The 22,798-nt window shown below is 59.7% G+C and carries 18 protein-coding genes; 6 read left to right on the forward strand and 12 right to left on the reverse strand.

Going from position 1 to position 22,798, the window contains the following annotated elements:
• Positions 1 to 219: 219 nt before the first annotated feature.
• Positions 220 to 2,883 carry a DNA gyrase subunit A gene (gene gyrA, locus J7E41_RS22670; protein ID WP_214996396.1) on the reverse strand — a complete coding sequence of 888 codons (2,664 nt, stop codon included), beginning with the start codon at positions 2,881 to 2,883 and terminating at the stop codon, positions 220 to 222.
• Positions 2,884 to 3,186: 303 nt separating this feature from the next.
• On the reverse strand, positions 3,187 to 4,263 hold the full coding sequence (gene mtnA / locus J7E41_RS22675; RefSeq protein ID WP_214996398.1) for an S-methyl-5-thioribose-1-phosphate isomerase: 1,077 nt from the start codon (positions 4,261 to 4,263) through the stop codon (positions 3,187 to 3,189).
• A gap of 109 nt (positions 4,264 to 4,372) precedes the next feature.
• On the opposite strand from mtnA, the gene J7E41_RS22680 reads away from it, so the two are divergent.
• The 5 genes from J7E41_RS22680 to J7E41_RS22700 all read left to right on the forward strand — a co-directional run bounded on the left by J7E41_RS22680 (position 4,373) and on the right by J7E41_RS22700 (position 9,195).
• Positions 4,373 to 5,704, forward strand: coding sequence for a TRZ/ATZ family hydrolase (locus J7E41_RS22680; RefSeq protein ID WP_214996400.1), 1,332 nt, complete (start codon positions 4,373 to 4,375; stop codon positions 5,702 to 5,704).
• A gap of 62 nt (positions 5,705 to 5,766) precedes the next feature.
• Positions 5,767 to 6,465 (forward strand): bifunctional 2-polyprenyl-6-hydroxyphenol methylase/3-demethylubiquinol 3-O-methyltransferase UbiG, encoded by a 699-nt coding sequence (gene ubiG, locus J7E41_RS22685; protein ID WP_214996402.1) that lies wholly within the window; start codon positions 5,767 to 5,769, stop codon positions 6,463 to 6,465.
• 4 nt (positions 6,466 to 6,469) lie between these two features.
• Positions 6,470 to 7,141, forward strand: coding sequence for an N-acetylmuramic acid 6-phosphate phosphatase MupP (mupP, locus tag J7E41_RS22690; protein ID WP_214996404.1), 672 nt, complete (start codon positions 6,470 to 6,472; stop codon positions 7,139 to 7,141).
• 27 nt (positions 7,142 to 7,168) lie between these two features.
• Positions 7,169 to 7,909: a YciK family oxidoreductase gene (locus J7E41_RS22695; protein WP_214996406.1), complete on the forward strand. Its 741-nt coding sequence runs from the start codon at positions 7,169 to 7,171 to the stop codon at positions 7,907 to 7,909.
• Positions 7,910 to 8,268: 359 nt separating this feature from the next.
• Positions 8,269 to 9,195, forward strand: coding sequence for a GGDEF domain-containing protein (locus tag J7E41_RS22700; protein WP_214996408.1), 927 nt, complete (start codon positions 8,269 to 8,271; stop codon positions 9,193 to 9,195).
• A 21-nt stretch (positions 9,196 to 9,216) separates the two neighbouring features.
• Here J7E41_RS22700 and J7E41_RS22705 read toward each other — a convergent pair whose 3' ends face one another.
• The 7 genes from J7E41_RS22705 to J7E41_RS22735 form a co-directional block, all read right to left on the reverse strand.
• Positions 9,217 to 9,975: a TenA family transcriptional regulator gene (locus J7E41_RS22705; protein WP_251029631.1), complete on the reverse strand. Its 759-nt coding sequence runs from the start codon at positions 9,973 to 9,975 to the stop codon at positions 9,217 to 9,219.
• Between the two features lie 78 nt (positions 9,976 to 10,053).
• A complete protein-coding gene (locus J7E41_RS22710; RefSeq protein ID WP_214996410.1) occupies positions 10,054 to 12,516 on the reverse strand; it encodes an EAL domain-containing protein in 2,463 nt (820 codons plus the stop codon).
• A gap of 190 nt (positions 12,517 to 12,706) precedes the next feature.
• The gene (locus J7E41_RS22715) at positions 12,707 to 14,527 is read right to left on the reverse strand and encodes an ABC transporter ATP-binding protein (RefSeq protein ID WP_214996412.1); all 1,821 of its coding nucleotides are present in this window, start codon (positions 14,525 to 14,527) and stop codon (positions 12,707 to 12,709) included.
• Positions 14,520 to 15,122 (reverse strand): DsbA family protein, encoded by a 603-nt coding sequence (locus J7E41_RS22720; protein WP_214996466.1) that lies wholly within the window; start codon positions 15,120 to 15,122, stop codon positions 14,520 to 14,522. The genes J7E41_RS22715 and J7E41_RS22720 overlap by 8 nt, the downstream gene beginning before the upstream one ends.
• A 36-nt stretch (positions 15,123 to 15,158) precedes the next feature.
• Positions 15,159 to 16,100: a rhodanese-related sulfurtransferase gene (locus J7E41_RS22725; RefSeq protein ID WP_214996414.1), complete on the reverse strand. Its 942-nt coding sequence runs from the start codon at positions 16,098 to 16,100 to the stop codon at positions 15,159 to 15,161.
• Positions 16,101 to 16,215: 115 nt separating this feature from the next.
• Positions 16,216 to 16,512: a BolA family protein gene (locus tag J7E41_RS22730; RefSeq protein WP_214996416.1), complete on the reverse strand. Its 297-nt coding sequence runs from the start codon at positions 16,510 to 16,512 to the stop codon at positions 16,216 to 16,218.
• A 6-nt stretch (positions 16,513 to 16,518) separates the two neighbouring features.
• Complete coding sequence (locus tag J7E41_RS22735) at positions 16,519 to 17,037, reverse strand: DUF2059 domain-containing protein (protein WP_169353689.1); 519 nt, start codon at positions 17,035 to 17,037, stop codon at positions 16,519 to 16,521.
• Positions 17,038 to 17,231: 194 nt separating this feature from the next.
• Between J7E41_RS22735 and J7E41_RS22740 the strand changes: the two genes are divergently transcribed.
• On the forward strand, positions 17,232 to 18,608 hold the full coding sequence (locus tag J7E41_RS22740; RefSeq protein ID WP_214996418.1) for a class II fumarate hydratase: 1,377 nt from the start codon (positions 17,232 to 17,234) through the stop codon (positions 18,606 to 18,608).
• A 102-nt stretch (positions 18,609 to 18,710) separates the two neighbouring features.
• Here J7E41_RS22740 and J7E41_RS22745 read toward each other — a convergent pair whose 3' ends face one another.
• The 3 genes from J7E41_RS22745 to pap all read right to left on the reverse strand — a co-directional run bounded on the left by J7E41_RS22745 (position 18,711) and on the right by pap (position 22,775).
• Positions 18,711 to 19,664, reverse strand: coding sequence for a DMT family transporter (locus tag J7E41_RS22745; RefSeq protein ID WP_214996420.1), 954 nt, complete (start codon positions 19,662 to 19,664; stop codon positions 18,711 to 18,713).
• Positions 19,665 to 19,809: 145 nt separating this feature from the next.
• Positions 19,810 to 20,994 (reverse strand): thiolase family protein, encoded by a 1,185-nt coding sequence (locus J7E41_RS22750; protein WP_214996422.1) that lies wholly within the window; start codon positions 20,992 to 20,994, stop codon positions 19,810 to 19,812.
• A 260-nt stretch (positions 20,995 to 21,254) separates the two neighbouring features.
• Positions 21,255 to 22,775: a polyphosphate:AMP phosphotransferase gene (gene pap, locus J7E41_RS22755; protein ID WP_214996424.1), complete on the reverse strand. Its 1,521-nt coding sequence runs from the start codon at positions 22,773 to 22,775 to the stop codon at positions 21,255 to 21,257.
• Positions 22,776 to 22,798: the final 23 nt, after the last annotated feature.

Genomic DNA, 22,798 nt, shown 5'->3' on the forward strand with positions numbered 1-22,798 from the left:
TCTGATCTGGTGGTAGTCACGCAAACATATCAGCCGACACCCGATCCAATGTGGGAGCGGGCTTGCTCGCGAAAGCGATCTAACAGCCGACATCTGTAGTGAATGTCAGTCCGCCTTCGCGAGCAAGCCCGCTCCCACAAGGAATCGCCGTGGGTGTCGACATTTCCATCCGGACAAACAACAAGGGGGCGAATCTTCATCCGCCCCCTGTGTGTCCGCTTATTCCTGCGGCTCTTCTTCGTCTGCGGCAGCGTCGAGTGGTTGCTCGTCGACGCCGTCATCGGCGCCGCCGATCACCTGGCCCTCGAGCTCAATCCCTTCCTCGCCTTCCAGCTCTTCGCCTTCGACTTCCGATGGCTCCTGGACACGCTCCAGACCAACCAGGGTTTCATCGCTGGCCAGCTTGATCAAGGTCACGCCCTGGGTGTTGCGACCCAGGCTCGACACTTCATCAACACGGGTACGCACCAAAGTGCCCTGGTCGGAAATCAGCATGATTTCCTCGCCATCAAGCACCTGGACCGCGCCGACCAGACGGCCGTTACGATCGTTGCTGACCATGGCGATAACGCCTTGACCACCACGCTTGTACTCAGGGAACTCGCTGATGGCGGTACGCTTGCCATAGCCACGAGCCGAAGCGGTGAGGATCTGGCTGCCTTCTTCCGGGATCAGCATGGAAATCAGCTTCTGCCCTTCCGGCAGACGCATGCCGCGCACACCGCGGGCGGTACGGCCCATGGCGCGAACGTCGGATTCCTTGAAGCGGGTGACCTTGCCACCGTCGGAGAACAGCATGACTTCACGCTCACCATCGGTGATAGCAGCGGAAATCAACACGTCGCCTTCGTCCAGCTCCAGGGCAATCAGGCCCACGCTACGTTGACGACTGAAAGATTCCAGCGGGGTCTTCTTCACGGTGCCGTTGGCGGTAGCCATGAAGATGTAGTGACCTTCGGTGTATTCCTCGACCGGCAGCATGGTGGTGATGTATTCACCCTCACCCAACGGCAGCAGGTTGACCAACGGACGACCACGGGCTGCGCGGGACGCTTCCGGGATTTCGTAGGTTTTCAGCCAGTACACCTTGCCTTTGCTGGAGAACAGCAGCAGCGTGGTGTGACTGTTGGCAACCAGCAGGTGAGCAATGTAGTCCTCATCCTTGACGCCAGTGGCCGATTTACCTTTACCACCACGACGCTGGGCCTGGTACGCAGCCAGAGGCTGGGTCTTGGCGTAGCCACCGTGGGAAATGGTCACGACGCGCTCTTCTTCCGGGATCATGTCACCCAGGGTCAGGTCGAGACGCGCATCCAGAATTTCAGTGCGGCGCACGTCGCCGTATTCGGCGCGGATCACTTCCAGCTCTTCGCGGATCACTTCCATCAGGCGCACTGCGCTGTTGAGGATGCGGATCAGCTCGCCGATCTGGTTGAGGATCTCCTGGTACTCGGCCAGCAGCTTCTCGTGTTCCAGACCTGTCAGGCGGTGCAGACGCAGCTCCAGGATGGCCTGGGCCTGCTCTGGTGACAGGAAGTACTTGCCTTCACGCAGACCGTATTGCGGGTCCAGGGTCTCCGGACGGCACGAGTCGGCACCGGCGCGCTCAACCATCGCCACTACAGCGCTGGATTCCCACGGCATCTTGATCAGTGCTTCCTTGGCTTCCGACGGAGTCGGCGAAGCCTTGATCAGAGCGATGACCGGGTCAATGTTCGACAGCGCAACCGCCTGGCCTTCCAGGATATGGCCGCGCTCGCGGGCCTTGCGCAGTTCGAAGACGGTACGACGAGTGACCACTTCGCGGCGGTGACGTACGAAGGCTTCCAGCAGGTCCTTGAGGTTCAGGATCCGTGGGCGGCCGTCGATCAGCGCCACCACGTTGATACCAAACACGCTTTGCAACTGGGTCTGGGCGTAGAGGTTGTTGAGGATCACCTCAGGCACTTCGCCACGACGCAGTTCGATCACGACGCGCATACCGTCCTTGTCGGACTCGTCGCGCAGTTCGGTGATGCCTTCAAGCTTCTTCTCTTTAACCAGCTCGGCGATCTTCTCGATCAGACGCGCCTTGTTCAACTGGTAAGGGAGCTCGGTGATGACGATCTGCTGACGACCACCGACCTTGTCGATGTCTTCGATCATCGAGCGGGCACGCATGTAAATGCGGCCGCGACCGGTGCGGTAGGCTTCGATGATACCGGCGCGACCGTTGATGATCGCGGCGGTCGGGAAGTCCGGACCCGGGATGTATTGCATCAACTCATCAACGGTCAACTCAGGGTTGTCGATGAGGGCCAGGCAACCGTCGATGACTTCACCGAGGTTGTGTGGCGGGATGTTGGTGGCCATGCCCACGGCGATACCGCTGGAGCCGTTGACCAACAGGTTGGGAATACGGGTCGGCATGACCGCAGGGATCATTTCGGTGCCGTCGTAGTTCGGCACCCAGTCCACGGTTTCTTTGTGCAGGTCAGCCAGCAGCTCATGTGCCAGCTTGGTCATGCGCACTTCGGTGTATCGCATGGCTGCTGCGTTATCGCCGTCGACCGAACCGAAGTTGCCCTGACCGTCTACCAGCAGGTAGCGCAGGGAAAACGGCTGGGCCATCCGAACGATGGTGTCGTACACCGCAGTGTCGCCGTGAGGGTGATACTTACCGATCACGTCACCGACAACACGGGCAGATTTCTTGTACGGCTTGTTCCAGTCGTTACCCAGCTCGCTCATCGCGAACAGCACACGCCGATGCACGGGCTTCAAGCCATCGCGCGCATCAGGCAGTGCCCGACCGACAATTACGCTCATCGCGTAGTCGAGGTAGGACTGTTTCAGCTCGTCTTCGATATTGACCGGGAGGATTTCTTTGGCCAGTTCGCCCATGAGAAGCCTGATTCCTTTTTCGGGTGAAACCTCGTCACATCCATATGGGACGAACGAAGCTCGTCGCTGCTGGCATGGTGCCTGGCAACGACTTACGACAAATCAACGAGTTATGACACGGATCTGCGCATTAAAGGTCACCCCTTGGGGCGACCCTGGAAACCGCCGAATGTTATCACAATCGCCGCCACGCACCTATCCCCCTGATGCGCATGGAGCATAGTTAGTTGACCGGTGACAGGCTTAAAGGAGACGAGAGGGGCTTAGAGCCGGATCCAAGCCGGATTTAGAGGGCAGAAACCCTTAATGCAGCCGCTTACGACACATCAACTGCGCCAGTTTCGCCGTGTCCGGCCGCTCGACAATGCCCTTTTCCGTGACGATGACATCGATCAAGTCCGCCGGCGTCACATCAAACACCGGGTTGAACGCGCCCACATCGGCGGCAAGTCTCTTGCCATCGACCTCCAGCAGTTCACGCTTGTCACGCTCCTCAAGGGAAACTTCATCGCCACTGGCCAGCATCATGTCGATGGTGGAGCTCGGCGCTACCACCATGAAACGCACGCCGTGGTGCATGGCACACACGGCCAACTGATAGGTGCCGATCTTGCTGACCACGTCACCATTGGCCGCAATGCAATCGGCGCCGACGATCACCCAGGTTACGCCTTTGGTCTTGAGGATGTGTGCGCCCGCTGAGTCGGCATTCACCGTGACCGGGATGCCCTCGCCCGCCAATTCCCAGGCCGTCAGCCGCGAACCTTGCAGCCAAGGGCGCGTTTCATTGACATAAACCTGCTCGACCATACCTTCCAGGAAGGCTGCACGAATCACCCCGAGGGCCGTGCCGACGCCGCCGGTGGCCAGCGCGCCAGCATTGCCATGGGTCAGAATGGCCTGCGCATTGCCCTGGTGCTTGCGGATCAACTCGACGCCGAGCTGGGCCATGGTGAGATTGGCCTCCCGATCACTTTCATGGATCGCAACAGCCTCAGCTTCCAGAGCCACCAGCGGATCAGCGTGTTTCTTCAGACGGTCCAGGCGGTCGCGCATCCGCTTGAGGGCCCAGAACAGGTTCGACGCAGTCGGACGGGTATCGGCCAGTAGCGCGTAGTCTTCTTCCCACGCAGCCTGCCAGTCACCGCCCTCGGCGATTCGCTCACGGGCGGCCAGCACCAGACCATAGGCAGCGCTTATACCAATGGCCGGCGCACCCCGCACGACCATCGAACGAATGGCCTCGGCCACGGCCGCCGCACTGGCGCAGGCAACCCAGGTTTGCTCGAATGGCAACCTGCGCTGATCAAGCAGGTACAGAGTGCCATCACGCCAATCGATGGCCTTCACCTTCTCCGCAGCCAACAGTCGGTCGCGCATCCCTCACCCCGCACTCATGAACAAAAGCCGCCGATTATAGCGATCCGCCAGCCAAGACGCTCGGGTATACTTCGCCACTTCTTAATAACAGCCTTGGACGACGCTCGCGATGACCCCACCTGCCGCCCCGCTGGACTTGTTGCTACTGCCAACCTGGCTGGTGCCGGTCGAGCCTGCTGGCGTGGTACTCAAAGAGCACGGCCTGGGCATCCGCGACGGGCGTATTGCCTTTATCGGACCACGCGCGCAAGCGCTGAAACTGGCCGTCAGCGAAGTCCGGGAATTACCGGGCATGTTGCTTAGCCCCGGCCTGATCAACGCCCACGGCCATGCGGCGATGACCCTGTTTCGCGGCCTGGCCGACGACCTGCCGCTGATGACCTGGCTGGAAAACCACATCTGGCCCGCCGAGGCCAAGTGGGTTGATGAAGCCTTCGTACGTGATGGCACCGATCTGGCCATTGCCGAGCAAATCAAAGGTGGCATCAGCTGTTTTTCGGACATGTACTTCTTTCCGAAAGTCGCCAGCGAACGGGTGCACAACAGCGGCATTCGTGCACAGATCGCCATCCCGATCCTGGATTTCCCGATTCCCGGCGCCAGCACTGCCGACGAGGCTATCCGCCAAGGCGTTGAGCTGTTTGGCGACCTCAAGCATCACCCACGGATCAAAATCACCTTCGGCCCGCATGCGCCGTATACCGTCTGCGATGAAAACCTGGAGAAAATCCGGGTGATCGCCGAAGAACTGGACGCCGGCATCCACATGCATGTTCACGAGACAGCCTTCGAAGTGCAGCAGTCGATGGAACAGCACGGCGAGCGGCCGCTGGCCCGCCTTGGGCGTCTGGGGTTGCTCGGGCCGCGCTTCCAGGCCGTTCATATGACCCAAATCAGCGATGACGACCTGGCTTTACTGGTAGAAAGTAACAGCAGCGTCATCCATTGCCCTGAATCGAACCTGAAACTGGCCAGCGGCTTCTGCCCGGTGGAACGTCTGTGGCAAGCCGGCGTCAATGTGGCAGTAGGCACCGACGGCGCCGCCAGCAACAATGACCTGGATCTTTTGGGCGAGACCCGTACCGCAGCGCTGCTGGCCAAGGCCGTCGCCGGTTCGGCCACGGCACTGGATGCCCATCGCGCCTTGCGCATGGCCACCCTCAATGGGGCGCGAGCCATGGGCCAGGAAAGCGAAATCGGCTCACTGGAAGTCGGCAAGGCCGCAGACATAGTGGCTTTCGATCTGTCGGGCCTGGCGCAACAACCGATCTACGATCCGGTCTCACAGCTTATATATGCCACTGGACGCGATTGTGTGAAACACCTTTGGGTCGGCGGCAAGCAATTGCTCGACGACCGGCAACTGACCCGTCTGGATGAACAACAGTTGTGCGCCACAGCCATCGCCTGGGGCCAACGCATCAGCGGGCACACCGAATAACGCCGTGCCTGAGCCCTGTCTCGGGACCGGCAAACCGTTTTATCAGATTTAGAGGATGACCCATGAGCAACGTCGACCACGCTGAAATCGCCAAATTCGAAGCCCTGGCCCATCGTTGGTGGGACCGCGAAAGCGAGTTCAAACCCCTGCACGACATCAACCCGCTGCGCGTCAACTGGATCGACGAACGGGTCAATCTGGCCGGCAAAAAGGTACTGGATGTAGGCTGCGGCGGCGGCATCCTCAGCGAAGCCATGGCTCAGCGCGGCGCGACCGTGATGGGCATCGACATGGGTGAAGCGCCACTGGCCGTAGCCCAACTGCACCAGCTGGAATCGGGCGTCAGCGTCGAATATCGGCAGATCACCGCCGAAGACCTGGCAGAAGAGATGCCCGAGCAATTCGACGTGGTCACCTGCCTGGAAATGCTGGAGCACGTGCCTGACCCTTCGTCGGTGATCCGCGCTTGCTTTCGCATGGTCAAGCCGGACGGCCAGGTGTTTTTCTCCACCATCAACCGTAATCCGAAGGCTTATCTGTTCGCGATCATCGGCGCTGAATACATCATGAAACTGCTGCCTCGCGGCACCCATGACTTCAAGAAATTCATCCGCCCCTCCGAGCTGGGTGCGTGGAGCCGCCAGGCCGGCTTGACCGTCAAGGATATCATCGGCCTGACCTACAACCCGCTGACCAAGCATTACAAACTGGCCAGCGACGTTGACGTCAACTACATGATCCAGACCCTGCGAGAGGAGTAAGCCTGTGAAGTTGCGAGCGGTTCTTTTCGACATGGACGGTACCCTGCTGGACACCGCGCCGGACTTTATCGCCATCTGCCAGGCCATGCGTGCCGAGCGCGGCCTGCCGCCGATGAATGACCAGCACATCCGCGATGAAATTTCCGGCGGTGCCCGGGCAATGGTCGCAGTGACCTTTTCCATTGACCCGCAATCTCCGGGCTTTGAAGAGCTACGCCTGGAGTTTCTGGAGCGCTACCTCAAGGGCTGCGCGACCCATAGCAAATTGTTCGACGGGATGGCCGAGCTGCTGGCCGACATCGAAAAATCCAAGCTGATCTGGGGCGTGGTTACCAACAAGCCATTGCGCTTTGCCGAACCAATCATGAAACAACTGGGCCTGGCCGAGCGCTCGGCGTTGTTGATCTGCCCGGACCACGTGAAAAACAGTAAGCCGGATCCAGAGCCATTGATCCTGGCCTGCAAGATGCTCGACCTGGACCCGGCCAGCGTGCTGTTCGTCGGCGATGACCTACGAGATATCGAATCGGGACGTGACGCCGGGACCCGCACCGCCGCCGTCACCTACGGTTATATTCACCCGGACGACAACCCGCGCAACTGGGGTGCCGATGTCGTGGTGAATCATCCGCTGGAGTTGCGTCAGGTGCTGGATAACGCGCTGTGCAGCTGCTGAACCCTGTGAACTCTGTAGAGGTCGTTTATGTTTGATTACTCCGCACGCCCAGAACTGCTCAAAGACCGGGTCATCCTGGTGACGGGTGCCGGTCGCGGTATTGGCGCGGCAGCGGCAAAAACCTATGCCGCCCATGGCGCCACTGTGCTGTTGCTGGGCAAGACCGAAGCCAACCTGGCCCAGGTCTATGACGAGATCGAAGCGGCCGGCCACCCACAGCCCGTCGTGATTCCGTTCAACCTGGAGACCGCCCTGCCCCACCAGTACGACGAACTGGCAGCAATGATTGAACAGGAGTTCGGCCACCTCGATGGCCTGCTGCACAACGCATCGATCATCGGCCCACGCACACCGATCGAACAATTGTCCGGCGAGAACTTCATGCGGGTGATGCAAGTCAACGTCAACGCCATGTTCATGCTCACCAGCACCCTGCTGCCACTGCTCAAGCTGTCCCAGGACGCCTCGGTGGTGTTCACCTCCAGCAGCGTAGGCCGCAAGGGCCGCGCCTATTGGGGCGCCTACGGGGTGTCGAAGTTTGCCACCGAAGGCTTGATGCAGACCCTGGCTGATGAACTCGACACCGTCGCGCCCGTGCGCGCCAACAGCATCAATCCAGGCGCAACCCGCACCAGCATGCGCGCCCAAGCCTACCCTGGAGAAAATCCTGCTGATAATCCGACACCTGAAGAAATCATGCCGGTATACCTGTACCTGATGGGTCCGGACAGCACCGGCATCAACGGACAGGCGTTCGACGCGCAATAAAGCTCGCAGGAGCTGTCGAGTAAAGCGGCGATCCCTGAGGATCCACCTGACACTCAACAGCTCCTACGCCAGCTTACCGCCCTTCCTCACCCACCCCATTTCCCGCCAAAAACCCAACCAACTGAATTAAAAGCGCTTTCACTCAGTCAAGGCAAATGGCACGAATTTCGTCGAGACCTCTCTCACACAGGTGGCACAAAGACACGACGTGTGGCCGGAAACAGGGGTTATAACCCCCGGCAAAGCGGTCTAGACTATCCCCATGTCCTACGGAACTGAAGGAACAGGAAGACGCTTGGCACTCGCCGCTCCCATCCAGCCTGTAAGGCAGCATTAAGTGCTTAGAGGCCTATCAGTTTATGAAAACACCGACCCAGACCAACGCAATTGACTTCGATAGCGCCAAATTGCAACGCCTGGGCTTTGGTCAACCTTCTCTTCTCGCACGGCGCCCCACCACAGCCACCCAACTTCGCCAGCAACTGAGCCTGCAATTGCAGACCAGCCTGGAGCCTGAGCGCATCCTCGGTTTGTTTTTCCGGGAAATCCAACGCCTGGTCCCCCTCGACGCCCTGCAATACCGTCACGAAACCAGCGATTTGCGCCTGGAATACGGTCAGCGAGGCCACCACTGCGTGAGTTACGCCCTCAGCCATGAAGGCGAGCATCTGGGCGAGTTGGTCTTTCGGCGCAATCAGCGCTTTCTGGACGACGAGCAAGGCAAGCTGGAGTCACTGCTGGCGACGCTGCTCTACCCGATGCGCAATGCCCTGCTGTACCGCGCAGCAACCCGCAGCGCCCTGCGTGACCCACTGACCGAAACCGGTAATCGCATCGCCATGGACCAGACCCTGCAACGGGAAATCGACATGGCCAGACGGCACCTGCACCCGCTGTCATTGCTGATGCTGGATATTGATCACTTCAAGCGCATCAACGACAGCCATGGCCACGCCGCTGGCGATAAGGTGCTCAAGGCCGTCGCCGCCTCGATCAAGAGCCAGTTGCGCAATGTGGATATGGTGTTCAGGTTTGGTGGCGAAGAGTTTCTGATCCTGCTGTCCAACACTGGCCGGGACGCTGCAGCCATGGTTGGAGAGCGCCTGCGCCAGGCAGCACAGGCCCAGGACTATTGGATGGATGGGACATGTATCGAATTGACGGTGAGCCTGGGTTGCTCGACATTGCTGGCTGGAGAGTCCGCCGAGAGCGTGTTGCGCCGGGCGGACAATGCCTTGTATGTGGCCAAGCGCGAAGGCCGCAACCGCCTGGCAATGGCGGGGTAACCATACCCCGCCACCCCCGCATCAGGCCTCGCTGGCGACCAGCGTCGGACGCTCACGGACTGCCGGCGCTTTCTCCAACTGCATGCAACGCTCCAGGAACAGATACATGTAGTCGTAGCTCTTGCACACCGCTTGACGCAACTCGACCTGCAGCGCCTTGCTCGGATTCATCCCGGCCAGCGTGCAGATGATTTCCAGCGCTTCCCATGGGTGGGCATCATCGTACTGGGCATGCATCTTCAGCCATTTCATCGCGCGCTTGCGATCTTCCTCAGGGAAGGCCGCCGCGTAGACGCCCGTCGAACACACCACGGCAGACCACTCCCCCGTAGCCCCCTCGATGGCGTAGTTGGTGGCGGCGATGGCGACGATCAGTGAATCGGCCGAACTGGTGTGCCAGCACCAATGACTCAGGGCATGCAACTCAGGCGGCACGTTCTGCGCCTGCAACTCTTCCAGGCTGACACCGTGGGCACGAGCCCAGTGCACCCAATAATCGGCATGGTTAAGTTCTACGCGAATATTGCGCATCAACCAGCGCCGCGCCATATCTTCCCCAGGATGACGGGCGAACTTGGTCTTGGTGAGGTTCTGTGCCATGTACAACGCAAACTGTTCCACCACCGGCCAACCACCAATCAGGTAGTGGCGCATGGTCTTGGCACTGAGCTTGTTATCGCGCATGCGCTGGTACAGTTCGTGCTCGACAACTCGGCGCTTGCTCTCACTACAGTCCTGGATCAATTGCTGAGCCCAGGCGGGGTAACTTGAGGCTTCCATAAGCGGACCGGTTCTGTTGAATGTGTCGATCACTGTCGAGCTCCTTTTGATGTGTGATTGTACAGACCAGCAAATGTTTCAGCGGAACGTGCCAGGCGCCTTGAATAACTGGGGCTGTGGCCGTACAGGCCGACACTGCAAGCTGTCAAAGGTAAACAACTGCGGGCGCTCAATCAGGTATCCCTGAGCGTAGTCCACACCAATCTCAAGCAGGGCTTGTTCGATCTGCGGTGTTTCGACAAATTCGGCAATTGTGCGTTTACCCATGACATGACCGATGTGATTGATCACTTCGACCATCGCGCGGTTAATCGGGTCGTCCAGCATATCCTTTACGAAACTTCCATCGATCTTCAGGAAGTCTACAGGTAAATGTTTAAGATATGCGAATGAGGACATTCCGGCGCAGAAGTCATCTAAGGAAAAATGGCAACCTAACTCTTTGAGTTCATTGATAAAGCGAATTGCACTACCCAAATTTGAGATCGCGCTGGTCTCAGTAATTTCAAAACAAATCATTTCCGCAGGTATGTTGTAGGCAGTGAACTTTTCACGCAAAAATCCAAGAAAAGCATCATCGCCAATAGTAATACCTGACAGATTGATCGCACACATGGCCATGGGGCGGCCCGGGCGCTCATACATACATCCAGCAATAATCTTGAATACATTCTCTACCACCCAGCGATCCAGGGAGGTCATCAGACCATAACGTTCTGCGGCCGGAATAAAGCTGTCGGGCAAGATAATCCGACCGGCCTCGTCGTGCAGGCGCAACAGGATCTCGATGTGTCCATTGTCATGCTCGGTATGCCCCAGCGGCGCAATTTCCTGGGCGTACAAGCAGAAGCGATCCTCCTCCAGAGCCATGTGCAGGCGCTGCACCCAGGCCATTTCGCCAAAACGCAGGGATAACTCCGAATCATCGGCGTGATAGACCTGCACCCGGTTGCGCCCCTTTTCCTTGGCCATGTAGCAGGCCATGTCGGCGGCTCGCAGCGAAGTCTCCAGGGTGGCGGGGGTATGCGAGATGTGCACCAGGCCGATGCTGACGGTGGTTACAAAAGGTCGGCCCTTCCACACAAAGTGCAGGCTTTGCACGGTATGGCGCAGGCTTTCAGCGATTTTTTCCGCCGCAGAGGCGGGGCAATTCTCCAGCAGAATGCCGAATTCATCGCCGCCCAGACGGGCCAGGGTGTCGCCTTCACGCAGGCCGGACTGCAACAGCGCGCAGATATGCCGTAGCAACTCATCGCCTGCCGCATGCCCGCAGGTATCGTTGACCAGCTTGAACTGATCCAGATCGAGGAACATCAATGCATGGCGCCCCGCTTGCTGGTGCCCCACGTTGTGCAGCACCTGCTCCAGGCGGTATTCAAACTCACGGCGATTGGCCAGGCCAGTCAAGGCGTCATGGGTCGCCTGCCAGGACAGGTTGGCGATGTACTGCCGTTCCTGAGTCATGTCATGCAGCACCAGCACCGCGCCACTGACCTTGCCCGCACTGCGGATCGGCGCGCCTACCAGCGTCACGGAAACCGTGCTGCCATCCATCCGCTGGATCAATTTCGAATGTTCACTGCCACCACTGAGCTGGCCGTCAAGAATGTGCTCGATCAGGGTAAAACCATCAGACTGGGCGTTTTCATCCAGCAGATTGAACAAGGCTGCCAGCGGCAGCCCCTGCGCCTGGGGAGCTTTCCAGTGGGTCAGGACCTCGGCCGCCGGGTTCATGTAGGCAATGGCGCCGTCAACATCCGTGGTAATCACCCCGTCACCAATGGACTCCAGGGTGATCTGCGCCCTCTCCTTCTCCAGCTGCAGGGCATCGGCAAAGGCATGCCGCTGGGCCAGCAACTTGTGGGTACGCAACAACGCCAGGGCGATCAAGCCCAAGGCCGTGGCCAGGTTGATCACCAGCAGAAGCCGCAAAATCATGCGTGAACCTTCGCCCAAGGCATCACTGAACGCCTTGGCGGCCGGCGTCACGCCGTCGTTGATGGCAAAGATGCGCTCTTTCCAGCGGTTCACGTCGCCGCTGTTCACCTGATTACTGACAATCGCCCTGTGCATCTCCTGCGCCAAGTCATCCAATTGCACCAGGTAGCCATCCCCCACCATCCACAACTCGATGGCTTTTTCCAGGTAACTGAAATGGCGAAAATTGAGGTACAGCCAGATCAGACTGGAGACGTCATCAGGATGGTTACCGCCCTTGAGAATGCCCAGGCGCGCCGCCTCCAGGTCTGGCGCAGGACGGTCCAGCGCCACCCGCAGCTCATGCCCGCCCTGGGGCACGGCAATAGCGTTCTGGTATTTAAGGAAGATGGCTTCGTCGCGGCTGTCCGCGTACAACGTCAGGTAGTAGATGGCGTCTTTCTGGCCCTTGGACCAGAGGCTTTCACCTGCCACGTAGCCGCGCACCGCTGAAAGCATGTAAAGACTGACGCCGCCCATCAATGCCTGAAACAGCACGACGGCAATAAATGGCCAGACAATGCCCAACAACCGAGGTGTTCCGAGAGTCCGCTTTTGCTTCATGAGGTCCCTTGCACAAGCACAGGCCAGTGGATAACCGCTCCTGACAGCACAGCCCAAGCTAAATGCGGTCCATCCACAGGGATGTCCCGGATCGATTTAGCGCCCACTTCATGAAATGAAGCAGGAAAGCCGCTTTCCCCACGGGGAACTCACGTACTAAGCACAGAAATTCGCTTGAAACTCAACAACCTCAGCGCACCTGCTGTAAATGTCCGTACAGCTTGGCGTAGAGCCCGCCGTCGGCGATGAGCTGCTGATGGTCGCCATCTTCGGCAATATGCCCACCATCGAACACCAGCACGCGGTCAGCCTGTTTTACCGCCGACAGTCGGTGGGCAATGATCAGTGTAGTACGACCACTGAGAAACCGTGCCAATGCCTGGTGCAGGTTGTACTCGGTGGCCGCGTCCAGGGCTGAGGTGGCCTCATCGAGTATGACCACTTTCGGCTCAGCCAGGACCATCCGCGCGATAGCCAGACGCTGACGCTGCCCACCGGAAAAACGCACCCCTGAGCGCCCCACGACACTGTCCAGCCCCAAAGGCAGAGCCTTGACGGTAGCCTCCAGTTGGGCGATTTCCAGCGCCTGCCAGCAAGCTTGATCACTGCGCTCGCGGCCCATGGTCAAGTTGGCGCGCACGGTATCATTGAATAACGCCGGGTGCTGGAGCACCACCGCAACGTTCTCGCGAATCGTCTCAAGGCCAATCTCCTGCTGGGTAGCGCCACCAAAACGGATTATGCCCGCCTGTGGTGTATAGAGCCCCAGCAACAGTTGCACCAGGGTGCTTTTACCGCCACCGCTGGCGCCGACAATCGCCACCTTCTCGCCCGGCGCAATGACCAGGTTGAGTTGGTCAAGTACCAGCTCTTCACCATACCCGAAGTCAAGGCCACGGACCTCGATCCCCACGGTCTCGCGGTCAACAAAGGGATCGGTACCACCAGCGTATTGCGGTTCGTCGGCCCGTGCCAGCAGCTCGTTGATCCGAGTCAGCGCACCCCCTGCCGCGTAGTAGGCATATTGCAGGTTCAGCAGTTGCTCTACCGGGCCGATCATGAACCACAGGTAACTGAACACCGCGAGCATCTGGCCGATGGACAGGTCGGAAAACAGCACCGTGAGCATGGCCGCCGCGCGGAAGATGTCGATACCGAACTGGAACAGCAAGCCGCTGGCACGACTCGATGCATCGCTTTTCCACTGGGAGTTGACGGCGAAGTCCCGCACTTCCTGGGCACGCCGGCCCAGGCGCCCGAGGAAAAACCCCTGACGGTTGCCAGCGCGTACTTCCTGGATCGCGTCGAGGGTTTCGGTCAGGGCCTGGGTAAACCGCGAAGTGCTGTCGTTTTCCAGTTTTTTCAGGTGTTTGACCCGCTTGCCCAACTGCACCGTGGCGTAAATCACCAACGGGTTGAACAGCAGGATCAACAGCGCCAGCTTCCAATGCATCCACATCAGAATCCCGGAGGTACCCACCAGGGTCAGCATGGCCACCAGGAAACGGCTCAGGGTCTCGCCGACAAACTTGTCCACCGTGTCCAGGTCGGTGACCAGGTGGGTGGTCACGGTGCCGCTGCCCAGGCTTTCGTATTCACTCAGTGAAATCCGCTTGAGCCGCTCGATCAATCTCACCCGGATGCGGTAGACGATGTCTTTGGCCAGCCGTGCGAACAATCGTGCCTGCAACACGTTGAACACCAAGGCACCGCAGCGCAACGCCAGGGTCACCAGCAACATCAAGCCTATATAGCCAGCCGCTTTCTGCCAGCCCAGCGGCAGCGCATGGTTCATCACCTTCAGGGCCGCGTCGCCATGCCCGAGCAGCACTTCGTCCACCAACAACGGCAACAACAGGGGAATCGGCACACTGCACAAGGTCGCCAGCACGGCGACGCCATTGGCGATCCACAGGGATTTCTTGTGATGCAGCGCCAGACGGCGAACTTCCGCCCAGGTCAGGCGATCGACACGCCGGGGCGGCACAGTACTGTCGGGCTGATCAGGCACAGGCGGCGCGCTCCAGCCAGCGACCGAGCAAGGGCGATAGCTCGGACAGCGGCTGGTAGCCGTTGGTTAACAGGGACAACTGGCCGTTGCGCTCGGCCAACAGCGTGGGGAAGCCGGCAATACCCAGGTCCTGGACCCAGGTGAAATCGGCGGCAGTGGCGGCATGCTGGTCGGCACGGTCAAAGGCTTCGGCGAACTCGATCCGCGGCACGCCGGCGGTCTCGGCCAACTCCACCAGGACGCTGGCCTGGGTGACATCCCGACCTTCGACATAAAACGCACGCTGGATCAGGCCCAACAGCTTCCAGGCGCAATCCGGGGCCAGGCTGCGGGCCGTGACCAGGGCGCGGCAGGCAGGTTCGGTGTCGTAGACAAAGCCGTCAGGCAACGCACCGTCCAGCTTGAACGGCTGACCGGTGGCTTCGGTGACCGCCTGCCAATGCTCGAGGATATAGCGCCGGGTTGCCGGCTCCAGCGCCGCGCCACTGCCGGTGCGCAAGCCGCCCACCACCAAGTGCAACTCGACGCCGGCGGCCTGCGCCTGCTCCACCAGTACCTTGGCTACTGGCGCGAAGCCCCAGCACCAGGAACACATCGGATCCATTACATAGAGCAGGCGCGCGGACATGGCTCAGGCCTCGGAAGGTGATTGCTTGTAGTTGTAGCCAATCGGGTGCGGCATATTGCGGGCCTTGGCCAGCTCAATCTGCTTCTGTCGATCGATGGCGCTGCGACGGGTTTTCTCGGAGAGCTTATCCCAGCAGTGCGGGCAACTGATGCCAGCCACGTAGTGCTCGGACGCGCGGTCTTCGATACTGATCGGTGTGCGGCAGGCATGACATTGATCGTAGTCGCCTTCGCTCAAGTCGTGGCGCACGGTAACGCGATTATCGAAGACAAAGCAGTCGCCCTGCCATTTGGTTTCTTCCTGAGGCACCTCCTCGAGGTATTTCAGGATGCCGCCCTTGAGGTGATACACCTCGTCGAAACCTTCGCTGAGCATATAACTAGAAGCTTTTTCACAACGAATGCCGCCCGTGCAGAACATGGCGACTTTCTTGTGCCTGGCCGGGTCGAAGTTGGCTTTGATGTAGTCGGGAAACTCGCGAAAACTGGTGGTCTTCGGGTCGATGGCGCCCTCAAAGGTGCCGATCGACACTTCGTAGTCATTGCGGGTGTCGATCAGCAAGACTTCAGGGTCGCTGATCAGCGCATTCCAGTCTTGCGGCTCGACATAGGTGCCAACTTTCTTGTTGGGGTCGACACCCTCGACGCCCAGGGTCACGATCTCTTTCTTGAGCTTGACCTTGGTGCGGTAGAACGGCTGCTCGTCGCAGTACGATTCTTTATGGTCGATATCGTCCATGCGCGGATCGTTCTTGAGCCAGGCCATCAGGCCATCAATGCCTTCACGGCTGCCGGAGACGGTGCCATTGATGCCTTCTTCGGCGATCAGCAAGGTGCCTTTGATGCCGTTGTCGACCATCGCTTGCAGCAGTGGCTCGCGCAGGGCAACGTAATCTTTCAGGGTGACGAACTTATACAGTGCCGCCACGACAATAGGGTGTGTCATGTATCTCTCCAGGTGGCTACCCTCGCAAAGGGTGAACCGGATGCAAAAAAAACGCGCCGACTGAGCGGCGCGTTGCGGATTCTAGCAAATGCCAGGTGTCAGAAACACCTTCTGATCAGCTATGGCCGCCAGCGCAGGTCGGCGAGGCCGGGGCTGCGTCGATTTTCGCCCATTCTTCAGGCGTATAGGTATGCAGCGCCAACGCATGAAACTCGCTCATCAGGTCACCCAGGGTGGCGTAGACCTTCTGGTGGCGCTTGACGCGGTTGAGCCCCTCGAACTGCTGGCTGACCAGCACGGCCTTGAAGTGGGTCTGCAACCCACGGCTGTGCATATGGCTTTCATCCAGCACGCTCAGGTGTTCCGGGGCCAGGGCGACAAGTGCCGCTTCAATACGCTGTTGCATGGTCATTCCTGATTACTTCTTTTTGGCCGGTGCTGCGGCTTTAGGCGTCAGCTCGTTGGTCATGTCTTCCAACAGCTTGTTCACCACAGGTACCGCGCTTTCCAGCTTGGCCTGGGTCATCTGGGCCGATTGCTGGGTCAACTGAGGCATTTTTTCCAGGACTTTCTTGCCCAGGGGCGACTGGTAGAACGCAACCAGGTCCTTGAGCTCGGATTCGCTGAAGTTAGTGGTATAGAGCTTGACCATGTCAGGCTTGAGCTTGTTCCAGCCGATAGCCTGGTCCAGGGCAGCGTTGGCCTTGGCCTGGTAGCTGTCCAGCACGCTTTGCTTGGTAGCAGGCGCCTTGGTCTGTTCGAAACGCTGAGCGAACATTTGCTGCACTTGCATGTACACCGGGGTACCCAGCTTGTCGGCATGGGCCAGCGTAAGGAAGGCTTCGGCACTGGCGTTGTGGCTGGCGGTATCGGCAAAAACCTGGCCGCTGGCGCATACCAGAGCAACCGCGGTACAGATGGCACGAAGACGAGTCATCGAGTTTCCTTTTCTAGCAGGCGAGGTAAAACCCCAAGGGCGACCATTCTGCGCCTAAAAAACCTCAGCGCTCAACCCCACCCCTTATAGAGCCTGCATTTGCGCGACGAAAGTCGATAAACAGACCGCAGGGGAACCCCTCACAGCGATCACGGCCTAAACTGCGCAATCATGTCTTGGAAGGAGTGTGCCCGATGAGCCGTATCGAAACCGACAGCCTGGGAGAGGTGCAAGTCCCGGACGACGCTTACTGGGGTGCTCAGACCCAACGCTCGCTGGTCAACTTCGCCATTGGCGACCAGCGCATGCCCCTGGCGTTACTGCACGCCCTGGCCCTGATCAAGAAGGCGGCCGCACGGGTCAACGACCGTAACGGTGACCTGCCCGCCGACATCGCCCGGCTGATCGAACAAGCCGCCGACGAAGTGCTCGACGGGCAGCACGACGACCAGTTCCCTCTGGTGGTCTGGCAGACCGGCAGCGGCACCCAGAGCAACATGAACGCCAACGAAGTGATCGCCGGTCGCGCCAACGAGCTCTCGGGCAAGCCCCGCGGTGGCAAAGACCCGGTACACCCCAACGATCATGTCAACCGCTCCCAGAGTTCCAACGACTGTTTCCCCACCGCCATGAACATTGCGGCTGTCCAAGCGGTCAACCAACACTTGTTGCCGGCCATCCGCGAGCTGTCCGGCGGCCTGGCGGAATTGTCGGCGCGCCATATGAAGCTGGTGAAAACCGGCCGTACTCATATGATGGATGCCACACCGATCACCTTCGGCCAGGAAGTCTCGGCGTTCATCGCGCAGTTGGACTACGCAGAACGGGCCATTCGCAGCGCCCTGCCCGCCGTGTACGAGCTGGCTCAGGGTGGCACCGCCGTCGGCACCGGGCTCAACTCACCCCACGGCTTTGGCGAGGCGATCGCCTCTGAACTGGCGGCGCTGTCAGGCCTGCCGTTTGTCACCGCGCCGAATAAATTCGCCGCACTGTCGGGGCATGAACCGCTGACCACGTTGTCTGGCGCACTGAAAACCCTGGCCGTGGCCTTGATGAAAATCGCCAACGACCTGCGCCTGCTGGGTTCCGGCCCGCGGGCGGGGCTGGCGGAAGTCAAGTTGCCCGCCAATGAGCCCGGCAGTTCGATCATGCCCGGCAAGGTCAACCCGACCCAGTGCGAAGCGCTGTCGATGCTGGCCTGCCAAGTGATGGGCAATGACGTGACCATCGGTTTTGCCGCCAGCCAGGGCCACTTGCAGTTGAACGTGTACAAGCCGGTGATTATCCACAACCTGCTCGAATCGATTCGCTTGCTGGCCGACGGCTGCAGCAACTTCCAGCAGCATTGCATTGCAGGGCTGGAGCCTGACACGGTGCAAATGGCCCAGCACCTGGAGCGTGGCTTGATGCTGGTGACGGCGCTGAACCCGCATATCGGCTACGACAAGTCAGCCGAAATCGCCAAGAAGGCCTATGCCGAAGGGCTGACGTTGCGGGAAGCGGCGCTGGAGCTGGGTTACCTGACCGATGCAGAGTTTGATGCCTGGGTGCGGCCGGAGAACATGGTCTAACGCCCGTAGCCGCTGTCGAGGCACGGGGCTGCGATGCGTGTCCGCAGGACCGCCTCCGGGGGTCGCTTCGCCACCCATCGCAGCCTCGTGCCTCGGCAGCAGCTACAACAGTCGTATCCGCCGGGCCCTGAGCCCGGCGAACAACGAAGGCGCCAATGCCACCGTCGCCGACCCCAGCACCACCAACACCGCACCGCCATAACCCAACGCATTGATTTGCTCGGCATGCACATACTCGGGCCACAGCCACGCTGCAACAGCAACTGCGGCAAAGGTCACCAGGGGCGTCATCGCCAGGGTTGCGCTGACCCGCGATGCTTCCCAATGGGCCAGGGCCTCGGCAAACGCGCCATAGGCAATCAGCGTGTTCAGGCAGCAGGCGAGCAACAGCCAGCCTTGCAGCGGACTCAATTGCAGTGCTTGCAGAGGATGCGCCCACGGCGTCAACAGCACGGCGCATGACAGGTAGATCACCATCATTACCTGCAAGGAGTTCCATACCGTGAGCAACTGCTTCTGGCCCAAGGCGTAGAAGGTCCAGATGGTGGTCGCGAGCAGGATGGTCAGCACCCCGGCGGTGTAATTACCCAAGGACGTCAGCAGTTCTTCCAGGCGCTGGTTGAAGAACAACCCGAAACCGATAATCAGCACCAGCAGGCCCATGCCCTGCCCCACGCTGAAGCGCTCCTTGAAGATGAACACACTGGCGATCATCAGAAAGATCGGCCCCACTTGCACCACCAGTTGCGCGGTACCGGGGCTCAGCAATTTCAACCCCACCAGATACAGCACGTAGTTGCCCACCAGCCCGCACACCGCCATCGCTACCAACCAACCGCCTTTTGGCCCCAATACTTTTCGGCTGGGCAAACGCTTGACGGCAGCGAGGTAGATGAACAGACACAGACCGGACACTGTCAGGCGAAACCAGGTTACGGTGATCGGGTCCATGACCTGCAGGACTTGCTTGAGCTTGATGGGTAAAATACCCCAAAGCAGCGCGGTCAGCAGGGCCAGGGATAAACCGTAGACCCAGCGGCCGGATGAGATGTGCATGAATGCCCCGGATGCCTGAGGAAGAAGAACGGCATTCTAGGGGGTTGCGGGGGGGCTTTGGCGAGCTATTTATTATGACTCCACACAGATCAAACTGTGGGCGGGCTTGCTCGCGCCCACATTTCGATCTGCGGTGTATTACGGGTTAGCGCACGGCCTCGAACAACCCGGTCGCGCCCATCCCGCCCCCCACGCACATGGTGACGATGCCGTAACGCAATTTTCGCCGCTGCAGTTCCCGCACCAGATGCCCGACCTGTCGCGACCCGGTCATGCCGAACGGGTGCCCAATAGAGATTGACCCACCGTTAACGTTGTATTTGGCGTTGTCGATTTTCAACCGATTGCGCGCATACAGGCACTGGGAAGCAAACGCTTCATTGAGCTCCCATAGATCAATATCCGCTACATTCAGACCCCGCGCCTTGAGCAGCTTGGGCACCGAGAACACCGGGCCGATGCCCATCTCGTCCGGTTCACAACCCGCCACGGTAAAGCCGCGAAAAAACGCCTTGGGTTTGAGCCCCAGTTCCAGGGCTTTTTCCAAGCTCATCAGCAGCGTCATCGAGGCGCCATCGGACAACTGCGACGAGTTGCCCGCCGTCACCGAGCCGTCCTCGGCGAATACCGGTTTCAAACCGGCCAGACTGGCCAAGGTGGTGTCCGGGCGGTTGCAGTCGTCGCGATCCACCACGCCATCAAGGATCCGTACCTCACCGGTGTTTTTGTCCTCAACCTTGTACTTGACCGCCATCGGCACGATTTCATCATCGAACAAACCGTCCGCTTGCGCCTGGGCGGTACGCTGCTGACTTTGCAGGGCATACAGGTCCTGGTCTTCGCGGCTGACGCTGTAGCGGCGAGCGACTATTTCGGCGGTCTGGCCCATGGGGAAGTAGATACCCGGCACCTGCTCCTTGAGCAACGGGTTGATCAGGTTGTCGGTGTTGACGCTTTTCATGGTCAGGCTGATGGACTCGACCCCGCCCGCGACGATGATGTCGCTGCAGCCGGAAGCAATCTGGTTGGCCGCGATGGCAATCGCCTGCAAGCCCGAGGAACAGAAACGGTTGAGGGTCATACCCGCCGTACCCGTGCCCAGGCGCGACAATACCGCGACGTTGCGCCCAATGTTGTAGCCCTGAGCCCCTTCGTTGGAGCCGGCGCCGACGATGCAATCTTCGACACTGGCCGGATCGATGCCACTGCGGGTCAGCAGCGCATTGACGCAATGGGCAGCCATGTCATCGGGGCGCGTCTGGTTGAACTTGCCGCGAAAGGACTTGGCCAGGCCGGTTCGCACGCTGTCGACGATCACTACTTCACGCATGGGCTTGCCTCTTGTTGTGGTGGTAGAGAGATGGATCGAGCATAGATCCAGCCCCCATCAACCGCGACAATCATTCATCCCGCGTATGTCTCAGGTATCGACAGATCCCCGAAGGTGAAGAGCCTTTGTGGCGAGGGGGCTTGCCCCGTTGGGTTGCGCAGCAGCCCCAATAGGATCGTTGAGTTCTTTCAGATAGACCTCGATGACAGGTTTTAGGGCTGCTCCGCAGCCCAACGGGGCAAGCCCCCTCGCCACAGGGATTACTTTTTCTTCTTGCCCTTTTTGTCATGTTTGTCGGACTTGTCGAACGCGTCCTCCAGCGATCGATTGATGGTGCGCAACACCTTGACCCGCGCCCAGCGCTTGTCATTGGCCTCAACCAATGTCCAGGGTGAAACCTCGGTGCTGGTACGGTCGACCATATCGCCCACCGCCGCCCGGTAGGCGTCCCACTTGTCGCGGTTGCGCCAGTCGTCCTCGGTGATCTTGAAGCGTTTGAACGGAATCTCTTCCCGGGCCTGGAAACGTTCCAGCTGGGTCTGTTTGTCGATGGCCAGCCAGAACTTGACCACGATCACGCCGGCATCGCGCAGTTGCTCTTCGAAGTCGTTGATCTCGCCATAGGCACGCATCCAGTCCGCCGGCGTGCAGAACCCTTCGATCCGCTCCACCAGCACCCGGCCATACCAGGAACGGTCGAACACCGTGAACATGCCCCGCGCCGGGATCTGGCGCCAGAAGCGCCACAGGTAAGGCTGGGCCCGTTCATCTTCAGTCGGCGCGGCAATTGGCACGATGTGGTATTGGCGAGGATCGAGCGCGGCCGCGACCCGGCGAATCGCCCCGCCCTTGCCCGCCGCGTCGTTGCCTTCAAACACAGTCACCAGGGCGTGCTTGCGCATGCGCTTGTCGCGCATCAAGCCAGAGAACCTGGCCTGCTCGGTAATCAACTGCTCTTCGTAATCGTCCTTGTCCAGACGCAGGGTCATGTCCAGGCTGTCGAGCAAGCTTATCTGGTCCACGGCGGACGGCAATGGCGCGGGGTTCATGCCGCTGGCCTTGCCCTTGGGCACTTTCAGGGCGCTTTGCAGGCCTTCCAGCAGAATCTTGCCAACGGTCAACCCACGGTAGTGAGCATCAACACCTTCGATCACATGCCAGGGCGCGTAGTCCCGGCTGGTACGACGCAATACGCGCTCGCCGAAATGCACGAACTTGTCGTAGGTCTCGGACTGTTGCCAATCCAGCGGGCTGAGGCGCCAGCTGTGCAGCGGGTCATCCTGCAAGGTCTTGAGCCGGGCCTTCATTTGTTTCTTGGACAGGTGGAACCAGAACTTGAAGATCAACGCACCTTCATCGCACAGCATTTTTTCCAGCCGCTCGACACCCGCAATCGCCTGGTCGAGTCGCGCGTCCTTGATCTGGCCATGAACCCGACTCTGGAGCATCTGGCTGTACCAGTTGCCGAAGAACACGCCCATACGACCCTTCGCCGGCAGTTGGCGCCAGTAGCGCCATGCAGGCGGGCGGGCCAGTTCTTCGTCGGTCTGCTGGTCAAAGGTGCGTACCTCGATCAGCCGCGGATCCATCCACTCATTGAGCAGCTTGACGGTTTCACCCTTGCCGGCGCCTTCGACGCCGTTGATCAGCACAATCACCGGGAACCGCCCTTGTTGCTGCAATTCGTACTGAACTTCCAACAAGGCTTCGCGCAACGCCGGGACTTCGGCGTCGTAAGTCTCTTTGTCGATGGCGTGACCGATTTCGGCAGATTCAAACATGGGCGGCTCCCTTACAAGATGGA

The sequence above is a fragment of the Pseudomonas fluorescens genome (genome assembly GCF_018614655.1).
GTDB classification, from domain to species: Bacteria; Pseudomonadota; Gammaproteobacteria; order Pseudomonadales; family Pseudomonadaceae; genus Aquipseudomonas; species Aquipseudomonas fluorescens_BX.